Origin of the sequence: Nostoc sp. UHCC 0870 (assembly GCF_022063185.1) — a bacterium.
Lineage (GTDB): Bacteria > Cyanobacteriota > Cyanobacteriia > Cyanobacteriales > Nostocaceae > Trichormus.
Genome location: NZ_CP091913.1, coordinates 2280783 through 2290675, shown reverse-complemented (window position 1 = coordinate 2290675; position 9893 = coordinate 2280783). Strand labels below are relative to the sequence as shown.

The 9893-nt window shown below is 35.1% G+C and carries 5 protein-coding genes and 2 pseudogenes; 6 read left to right on the top strand and 1 reads right to left on the bottom strand.

Annotated elements, in window-relative coordinates:
- Positions 1-330: 330 nt before the first annotated feature.
- Both L6494_RS09965 and L6494_RS09960 read left to right on the top strand, forming a co-directional pair.
- Positions 331-837, top strand: a pseudogene (locus tag L6494_RS09965) (IS1634 family transposase); the annotation flags it as partial.
- 46 nt (positions 838-883) lie between these two features.
- A pseudogene (locus L6494_RS09960) lies at positions 884-1210 on the top strand (ISAs1 family transposase); the annotation flags it as partial.
- On the opposite strand, the gene L6494_RS09955 reads toward L6494_RS09960, so the two are convergent.
- Entirely contained in the window at positions 1208-2599 is a 1392-nt protein-coding gene (locus L6494_RS09955) for a hypothetical protein (RefSeq protein ID WP_237994330.1), read from the bottom strand. The pseudogene L6494_RS09960 and the gene L6494_RS09955 overlap by 3 nt on opposite strands.
- Before the next feature lie 186 nt (positions 2600-2785).
- Here L6494_RS09955 and L6494_RS09950 point away from each other — a divergent pair, with 186 nt between their 5' ends.
- The 4 genes from L6494_RS09950 to L6494_RS09935 all read left to right on the top strand — a co-directional run bounded on the left by L6494_RS09950 (position 2786) and on the right by L6494_RS09935 (position 9876).
- Positions 2786-3445: an NERD domain-containing protein gene (locus L6494_RS09950; RefSeq protein WP_237994328.1), complete on the top strand. Its 660-nt coding sequence runs from the start codon at positions 2786-2788 to the stop codon at positions 3443-3445.
- 255 nt (positions 3446-3700) lie between these two features.
- A complete protein-coding gene (locus L6494_RS09945) occupies positions 3701-4618 on the top strand; it encodes a hypothetical protein (RefSeq protein ID WP_237994325.1) in 918 nt (305 codons plus the stop codon).
- A gap of 46 nt (positions 4619-4664) precedes the next feature.
- A complete protein-coding gene (locus L6494_RS09940) occupies positions 4665-5639 on the top strand; it encodes a caspase family protein (RefSeq protein WP_237994323.1) in 975 nt (324 codons plus the stop codon).
- Positions 5640-5793: 154 nt separating this feature from the next.
- Positions 5794-9876, top strand: a complete 4083-nt coding sequence (locus tag L6494_RS09935) for a HEAT repeat domain-containing protein (protein ID WP_237994321.1) — start codon at positions 5794-5796, stop codon at positions 9874-9876.
- The last annotated feature ends 17 nt before the right edge of the window (positions 9877-9893 follow it).

The following is a 9893-nucleotide window of genomic DNA, read 5'->3' as shown; positions in this document are numbered from 1 at the left end:
CTGTGGATTATTTTCTTTAGGTGAAATCTTATCTTTGATCTCAAGAATACATAGTTATTTTATTTGAAAATACTATCTTTATAAAAATTAATATTGCTAATAATTAATGACATCCATGTGTCTGTAAAACACATGAATGTCATTTTTAAATAAAAATAGTAGGCAATACCAGTTTTAATTTTTTATACGCTATGGGATACAGAATTACTCAATCATTAATGAGTAGCATGATACCCAACCTCTCAAATAAGTTGGGTATCTAAGCTTGCCTATTTTTTTAAATCAAATAGGATTGCTATGGCGATAAATTTTTAAAATTTTGTTTTTAAACTACGACAACAAGTTCAACTGTTAGGCTGGCGTGTCTATGTCACTAATAAAACTGAAGCTCAACTGACCTTGAAGCAAGCAGTTCGGGCTTATAGAGATGAGTACTTAACAGAACGAGGATTTTCTCGCCTTAAAGGCTTTCCTCTCTCTTTAACTCCGATTTATTTACAACGTGAAGACCATGTTACTGGTTTGATTCGATTACTTTCAATTGGTTTGCGAGTGTTGACCCTTTTAGAATTTCAGGTTCGTCGCCATCTGGAGAAAAATCAAGAAAAGCTTGCTGGACTTTATGTTGGCAATCCTAAACGAGAAACTGCACGTCCCACTGCTGAACTTGTTCTTGCGGCATTTAAAGAAATTACGCTGCTGTTGATTGAGGTGAAAAATGAAGTTTATGCCCATTTAACTGCTCTTTCACCATTACAGAACCGTATTCTTGTTTCGCTTGGGTTCCCGACTACTATTTACACTCAACTTGCTGGTCAATCTTTTACTCCTGAGTAGGCTTTTTTCTATCTCCCGAAAAAATGGGCGAACCGGAAGTTATGACAAACGCATTGAGAAAGGACATCATCGCCGAGAAATTCGTGAAGTTTGGACTGTACCCGTGACGGCAATTGGTACGCTTTATCAACCCAAATGCTGGGCAGGATTGCAAACGCCGGTTATGGTCGTCCGCGTGCGTCATCTTTGGAATAAAACTACCCGCGAAGTTCAGTTTTATCTCACCTCTTTACATAGTGATGCTCAACTTATCGGTCGGGCTATCCGAAAACACTGGGGCATTGAAAACGAGGCTCATTGGACACTTGATTGTACTTTTGCTGAAGATGCTTGTCGCATTCGTTCTTTTCACAGTCCGCAAAATTTTGCTCTAAATGTATTGGGAAGTTAGGCGTTCTTTCTCTTGAAATGTTTTAGAAGAATAGTAAGGATCGTTAGGTATCACAGTAAGCATTTCTATCATGGGTGATAAAACTTCTGCACCATTGATACAAATTAATTTCACTTTAAATCTGTGACGGGAAGACCTATCCATACCTATTGTGATGGTAAAACGATCAGCTTCACCTGGTTTTAAAGTATGAGAAATTTCCACTCTCCGTTCGTATTTCTCACCTTCAACTTGAAACTCTGTTCCATATCTAACAGTTGGTAGCGCAGGGGACAAGCAGTAAACAAGATCATCAAACAACTTGACTATAGTTGAGAATTTGAGAGTCTTTTCTTCTAACAGACCTTCAATATTATATGCTTGAAAATTAAGCTCTCCGCAAACATAAGCTACTCCTGTTTTGAAATGACCAAAGTATAAACAATCTCCACAAACATAAGCTGATCCTGCTTTAAAAGAACCAAAGTATAAAGGAGCTTTTTTATCTAAATCTCTATGGTAGTTAAGTGATTTTAGTTTATGTATATCAACTCCAGCATCCCAAAATGCTGTACTAATATCAATGGAACGATCACGCTGCCGAAAACTTTCTACTACAACTTCATGAGGATACGGTTCAGTAAAGTTTGGTTCTATTCTATCTTTCCCATTTTCAAGTGAGAGTGGGATTAAATGAAAACGAGCTTTTAAATTTTGTACATCGCCCCATCCTAGATTTTTCAGATATAACTGGAATGCTTCATAACGAGCTTGATAAGGTTTAGTTATCAAAACAGGATAAGGATCTAATCTATTTTCTTCTATTTCTAAAAGTGCTGCTGTAATAAATATGGTATTTTTGCTGTTATTTAGTATCTTAACATCAAGGTCGGGATAATCCCAACTAAATGAACTGGATAGAACATAATCATCTTCAATTGGCTCTATAGAGCCTTTGATTTTAATAACATCATTTATTTTTGTAACTTTATAATTCACTCTTGGCTCTTTATTTGTATTATAGTTTTTCTCATTATTTTGTGTAATTACTGATATATCAATAAAAATATTTTCTGATATGTCACTACTATTAAAATCTAAATTATTTTGATGATTTACTGTTTGAATGGCTTTAACTAAGGCTTCTATCATTTCCTGATTCCACTCGCTATAAATGCGATTACCTATGTGTATGTCCTTCCCTTCCTGAATATTGACAATATTCTCCCTCATTTGCCATGCAATTTCAACTTGGGGATTAAGATTAAGTAGTTGTTCTAAGAATTTAATATCCTTTTCCCCATGTTGGTTATTAGCAATTCTGTTAAGAAAATCTTTAATAATAGCTTTAATTTCTGGGTTATTTCGATAGAAATGGAAGTTAGAATTCATTGAAAACATCCCAATATATTTGTACTATAAACAATTAAGAGGATTTTTAAAATTTCTTCCCCTATTCGTCAATATCCTAGTAGCTAACGCGATTACCCCAACTATGACCCTCTTAGGTTCTTTTATTGTTGATTATTATGGCATGGTAGCAAAAAATAGGAATAAATACTGAAAGCAATCTTCTAGATGTTGCCACCAAAAAAAAGACAGCCCGGAGAATATATCCGTAAATTGGGTAAGCACAGACAGCAGTCTGCCATCTTGCGCTATGCTCTGGCAGGGGGTGTTTTTGTTGGCACACTATTTTTAGTAAGTATCTTCAGTAATTCTTCCGTGGGAATAGTCTTGTTTTTAGGGGGATTCACAACTTCTTACTACCTATACTGCAATGGGCAACACCTCATGAAACGTGCTGGTGATGCTCAAAACGGTGCTAAAGCTGAAACCCAAGTAGCTGCATTATTGTTCCCGTTGCAACGTCAAGGATGGCAAGTAGAATACAACCTACGAATTAGGAGATGGGGAGATGCAGATGTAGTATTGCACTCTCCCAAAGGCAATTGGTACGTGATTGATGTCAAGTCACATGGTGGTACTAAAGTTTATGAAAGAGGTTATCTACGAAAGCGTTATGGCAGAAATACCTATGATTTTGAGGAAGGTGATTTAATCAGCAAGGTAAAAGGTCAAGCTACAGAAGTCCGGTATTTAAAAGGTACTCAGCAAGTGACTGGACTGCTTTGCTTTACAAAGGGTGATGTCGATATTCCTGGTAATAATGCTGGTGATATTTATGTGGTCACTGCTACTGATTTAGTCAATACTTTGTTGCAGTTGGATAAATGATTATAAGTAGTTGTGATGGATTGTATATAAAAAGATTTATGAAAATCATGCTTTTCACACACCCAGTGTCTAATCTTAAACCACCTGATGTTTAATTATCTAGCTAAAACAAAATCTGAAAAAAATCAAAAAAATTGAGCTATTTTACCGTATTCATCATTTTAGGGTCTAAAATTAAGCAGTTAGCTAACCGTAGAAATACGCTGCTACAAAACTTATGCTATCAAAGTTTATATTTCTTAATGGGAAAGCAAGATGCTGAGTAGTGTATTTGAGGACATTAAGGCTATTAGTGAATCTGAAGATCCTGAATGGATAGCTGCAAAACTGCAACAAATGAAAGACCCTGATGTGCAAAGCATTGTTGTGGGGGATTCTAATTTAGAAAGTTTTGATAAAGGGATTTTAGAGTTTTTAAACTTAGTGCAAGACCAACCCTGGATGTATGCAACACACAAGTTTGGTTACATCGCGCCTTATAACTCAGGTTCAATACAACCCCAAGCCATCCAACATCCTAGTGCAATCCAACCCGACAATAGCCTTAAAAACAACCGCATCAATATTCGCTTAGACCGCCTCCACATTGAAAAGTATCCCGGTGGAGGGACACATAATGTCTTAATTACTTTTGCTGTGAGAAATCAACTCGCTAATACCCAAGAATCAGTCAGCTTCAGTCAAACCTATCGGGTGCAAGAGGGACAATCTGCTGGTATTGCTGGCTACCCCGTATTTATTGGTTTAAATGTGGGTTCACAGGGAATAGCCTTTGAATGCTCAACAGTAAACGTGAAAAATGAGGAAGACAAGACAATATTAGCAGCATTAGAATCTTCACCTTTTCAAAGTGGACTCAAACTTTTAACCACTACTCAACCAGCGATCGCACCTTTTACAGAAATTACTTTAGGAGTTGTAAAATTACTCGCTCAACGCAATGAAAATGTCGCTGTACAAAAATTTTACCTGGGACTAGATTTTGAAGATTCCGCAATGGGTTGTCGTTTAGCTGAAGGTAATTATATTGCTGTGCAAGTTGCTGATGAAACAGTCATTGACTGGAACAAATGGATTTACAAACCAGAGGTAGGAGCCATTGTCCATAAAGCAGACAATTCTCAACTACCTTACAACTACGTAATATTCCGTATTAGTCGGTACGAAGAATAACCAGATTATTTTGTATTAGCCACTTTATTGATAGGACAAGATAGAAATGACTGAGAAATTCACTCACGGTTATGCGTTATTAATTGGTGTTGGTGAGTCTGCTTATAGTAAATTATCTTTACCTGTGACTGTCAAAGATACCCAGGCAATCTATGCTGCCTTAATTGATCCTGATCTATGTGGTTATCCTGATGACCATGAACAGGCTCATATTCGGGTACTGAATAACAAAGATGCAACCAAGGCAGGTATTTTGGATGGATTAAAGTGGTTAAAAGAAAAAGCAGAATCTGACCCTGGTGCTACGGTATTTGTTTATTATTCAGGACATGGCTGGGTAGATAAAACCACAAAACAATATTATTTATTGCAGCATGACATTAAACCCACTAAAATCGCCAGTTCAGCATTATCAGCAGAAGATTTTACATCCGCATTACGCCAAATTCAATCTGAACGTTTATTAGTTGTAATTGATAGTTGTCACGCAGCAGGAATGGCAACTTCTAAAGATGCAGATTTAGAACTTGAAGAAGAGTTTGATGATTTTATCCGAGTTGCACCATCCAAAGGTTTAATTGATGAGTTGAAACAAGGTAAAGGCAGAGTAGTTTTCACTTCCTCTGAAGGTGAGCAAAAATCTTACTGGGTAAAAGATGAAACAATTAGTATTTACACCTATCATTTTCTGGAAGCTTTACAAGGTGCGGGAAACAAACCAGGTGATACAGAAGTAAGAGTTTCTAACATCATGAATCATCTTGGCAAAGCAGTACCTGAAACTGCGCGTCAGTTATATAACAAGGAGCAAGTCCCTCAAAATGATATGACTGGAGGAGATTTCGTAATTGCCAAGCTTCGCGGTGGTAAAGGTTTACCCGATAAAGGATGGGAAGAAGTGAAGCCTGAAGCGACACAGACTATTTACAAAATTGCTGATGTAATACATCAACACGGTAAATTTATTACTAATATACAAAAAGCTGAGGGTATTCATATTGGGGATGTTATTCAACGTTAATTAAATAATATTTGATTCTTGTGGAGACGTTTGTACAGCAGTAACATTGCTATTACATAAACGTCTCTATAAATTTAACGAATTTAATCTCAAGAATTTTTTATAATCAATTACTTATAACCAATAATAGTGGAATAGCAATAAGGAATTATTAATGCCTAACCCAGATGAATTAAAATTTATTATTCAAGAAATTGCAGGAAAGAATTTAAGCGATGATGAAATTGAAGCCATTCGCAAAGCCTGTGAAGGAAACGACAAAATAAATTTACACATAGCTAAGTACATCAACTATATTAATCATGCACAGGATAGCTATTTTTGCGATGTCACTTCCCAAGGTACTGATACTGAGGCTATTAAACAATTTTTCCAAAAAACGTTAAAAGCACTCAGAATAGCCAACACCCTTAATCTTGATAATGAATGGTTTGCAAATCAGAATCAGACACCTAGCCCAGAAGTTCAAAGGCAAAATGTCCGGCAGTTTCTAGAGGAGATAGAAAATTCCCTCAAATTCATTACTCTATCTCACAAACAACAACCCATTTCTATCAAAGACCAATATATTCCTGTCGAAGTAACCTTGGAACGCCACTATCAAAATGAAGTGGAAGGCACTTATATATATGCAGAATTAGACCATAATCTTCAATCTTTTTATAAGCCCAAAAACAAAAGCAAAGAAGCCCAGCAAGAACAAGTAGACTGGCAGGTTTTTAAAGAGCAGCATAAAACTATCATGGTGTTGGCTAATCCAGGGATGGGTAAGTCTACACTATTGCGGATGGAAACAATATCTAATGCCGAGCAAGCACGTCAGGAAATAGAAAATGGGCAGAATATAGAAAATATTGTATTTCCACTATATTTAAGGCTTGTAGATTTAGCCGATACTCCTAAAGATGAAGAAGTTTTTGACAGTATTTCTCGAATTATACAGCGCGATTATCCCAATACAGCACCAATGAACTTGGTGCTATTGCAGCAAAAGTTGAAACTGGGGCAATGTCTCTTGCTATTAGATGGACTAGATGAAGTTTTAGTAGAACAGCATATTTATCTGTCACAGAAACTAAATCGTTTTGCTAACAATTATCCTTGTCAAATTATTGGCACTTCCCGAATAGTAGGCTACCACAGTGGGACGTTTATAAATGGGGTCAAAGAAGTGGAAATTGTTCCGTTTGACCTGCAAAAGACGGGGCAGTATCTCAAAAAATGGTTTAACAATAGCAATACTGTGTCAGAACTGATGCGGGAGTTGTACAAAAAACCTCAAATTCGCAGTTTAGCCCAAAATCCACTGCTGTTATCGTTGATCTGTAGTTTGTACCAAGAAAAAAGTGTCAAGCTTCCTACACGACGTTGCCAAGTATATGAAATGGTAGTGGATTATATGCTGGGAAATTGGTGTAGTGATAACAGTAGGCAAATACCTGATAGTAGTTGGATAGCAGCCAAACAAGATTTATTAGGAGAAATTGCCTATCAATTTAGCTGTGAGAGGAAAGATATATTTACTATACAAGACCTTCGCAGCAAAATTGAAAAATATCTCAAAAATCCCTCTATATCAACAGATTTTATAAATAAAAATACTTCTCAACTCATAGCAGAACTATCTCAACAAGATGGCATATTGCAAAATTTGAGCGGGGATAACAAAAAATATTTGTTTTTGCATCGAACATTCCAAGAATATTTCACAGCTTTGCACTTAAAGCATTTAATGGAAACAGACATTAATAGAGGTATTTCTCTAGTAAAAACAAACTTGTATAAATATGAATGGCATGAGACATTAAGCCTATTAGCAGGATTATTAGATAATCCAATTCCTCTACTCAAAGCTATCTCTCTAGAAAAAGACGATATTTTTCATAGTCTTCTACTGCTATCAGGTGAATGTATTGCCGAATGCAAGGAGCAATCTTATCCCTTCATGCAAAAAATTATTGAAGAAATTTATGAATTATGGCAATCTCGTCCATATATAGTCTTTATTACTGTAGTTGTCGAAAGAATTGCTTATACGAACAACATAATGCAAGATAAATTATTAAATATAACATTAAAGCACAGTTCTTCAGAGATCAGATGTGAAGCAGTAAAAATCTTAGGAAAAACAGCTAGTTCACAAGTTGTAGAAGCTTTTATGAAAACCATTAATGATAAGGATATTTATGTCAGGGTTTGGACTGCTTTAAGTTTAGGATGTCTTGAAGAAGAAACAGTAATTAAAGCTTGTGTTATACAAGCAATAAATGAAAATAATCATAATGTAATAAAAGCAATTTTTACATCTTTTAAAATGAATCAAAGTCCCAAATTAATCATAAAAATACTTAAAAAACACCTCAAATATATAAATAAATTAAGTTTTCAAATATTTATATCAAAATTTCAAGATTATGTTATACAATGTTGTATTAATTACGAATATAGAGAATATTATATAAATGATTTCTATAGAATCCATAATTTTAACATTATTAATTTGTTACTAGAATGCTCTAGTTTTTTACATAGTATTTTTATGAAAGAAACTATAGTTTTATTTGGAGAGATTGGTGATAATGATGTAGTTGATTGCTTAACGCAAGTATTAGAACCACTAGAAGATAAATTTAAACAATGGTTATCAACAATATTAGAAATCAGAAATGATTCACTAGGAATTTTTCTAGATAATCAACATTATTATGATGATGAAATATACAATGTATTAACTCAAAAAATAATTCAAGAGTTAAGGAAAACTGATACTCAGGAAATAATTAACCAGGCAATTGAAGAAATTGATTTACGGTGTCTTAAAGTCAGGAAAAAAGCCATTATTTCTTTAGGGCAGATTGGTAATGCAAAAGCAATAAATATATTGAATAAAGCCATTCATGATTTAGATGATGAAGTCAGAGTGGAAGCTGCTATATCTTTAATAAAAATCAACAGTTTACAAGCGGTTGAAACATTAAAACAAGTTGTCAATAATTCGTTTAGTATTAAAAGAGAAGTGATAATGGCTCTGGGTAAGACGGATATACCCCAGGCAATTGAGTTACTTACTCAATTTATCGAAGACCAGGATAGGGATATCCGATGGCGTGCTGTCACTGCTCTTGGAGAAATTGGCAATTCTCAATGTGTAAAAATTTTAATTGGCTATCTCAATCATTCAGATAATGATGTCAGAAGAGAAGCTTTTGCAGCTTTAGCAGAAATCAGCACTCCAGAGGTGATTGAGTGTTTAATTCATGCTCTTAAACAAAAAAAGCATGAAGATAAAAAGTGGGTTGCAGCAGCACTTGGAAAAATTAAATGGTCTGTTCAAGAATTGAAGCACTATAAAAATATAGAAGTAGTTGAGAGCTTAATTGATAGTCTTAATGATTCTGACAGTTATGTTAGACGATGGATTGCTGTTGCCTTGGGTAAAATTCGCCATCCTCATGCAGTTAAAGCATTAATTCTTGCTTTAGATGATCCGGATGTTACAGTTAGAAAATATGTGGCGATCGCATTAGGTCGAATATCTCATCCTACAGCAGTCATGGCATTGGCGAGTAAAATCCAAGATAAAGATATTTCAGTTAGAGAACAAGCAGTATTAGCTTTAGAAAGAATTGGCGATCCGAAAGCTACAAAAGCCTTAATTTCAGCCTTAACGTCTCCAGATAACTATTTCAAAATGTTTGCTGCTGCAATTCTCGGAAAAATACAGTGGAACATACATATCATTAGGCTAATTTTTAAAAAAATTTATTTTTCTAATTTAAAAAAATCTGACCCTGTACTATTATTTTCAGACATAATCAGCAAGCTAGATCCTTTAGACAACAGCATAAGATGTAGGGCAGCAACAGCATTGGGAGAAATAGGTAGTCCTGAAGCGGTTAAATTCTTAATTAGATCGCTTGTTGATCCAAATAGTGATGTTAGAGGACGAGCAGCAGCAGCTTTGGGAAAAATTCGATGTTCTAAATCGATTACAGCTTTAATTCAAGCTCTAAGCCATCCAGATGCAGCAGTCCAACAAGAAGCTATAGCAGCACTCAAACATATTGGTACTTCAAAGGTTCTAAAAAGTCTTGTGCAGTCTTTCACAATAGACCTTGATGATCCTGATATTTACACGTTGGCAAGAATACTAGCCGTTAGAGTTAGTATGACCCAAGAGCATGATAAATTAATTCCACTTTACCCACGAAAAGACAAATTCATTGATACACCATAGCATAATAAAAATTTTTT

Bases quoted from the DNA above. Each gene is read 5' to 3' on its own strand.
- L6494_RS09955 (WP_237994330.1), bottom strand. From the start codon at position 2,599: ATGAATTCTAACTTCCATTTCTATCGAAATAACCCAGAAATTAAAGCT.
- L6494_RS09950 (WP_237994328.1), top strand. From the start codon at position 2,786: ATGTTGCCACCAAAAAAAAGACAGCCCGGAGAATATATCCGTAAATTG.
- L6494_RS09945 (WP_237994325.1), top strand. From the start codon at position 3,701: ATGCTGAGTAGTGTATTTGAGGACATTAAGGCTATTAGTGAATCTGAA.
- L6494_RS09940 (WP_237994323.1), top strand. From the start codon at position 4,665: ATGACTGAGAAATTCACTCACGGTTATGCGTTATTAATTGGTGTTGGT.
- L6494_RS09935 (WP_237994321.1), top strand. From the start codon at position 5,794: ATGCCTAACCCAGATGAATTAAAATTTATTATTCAAGAAATTGCAGGA.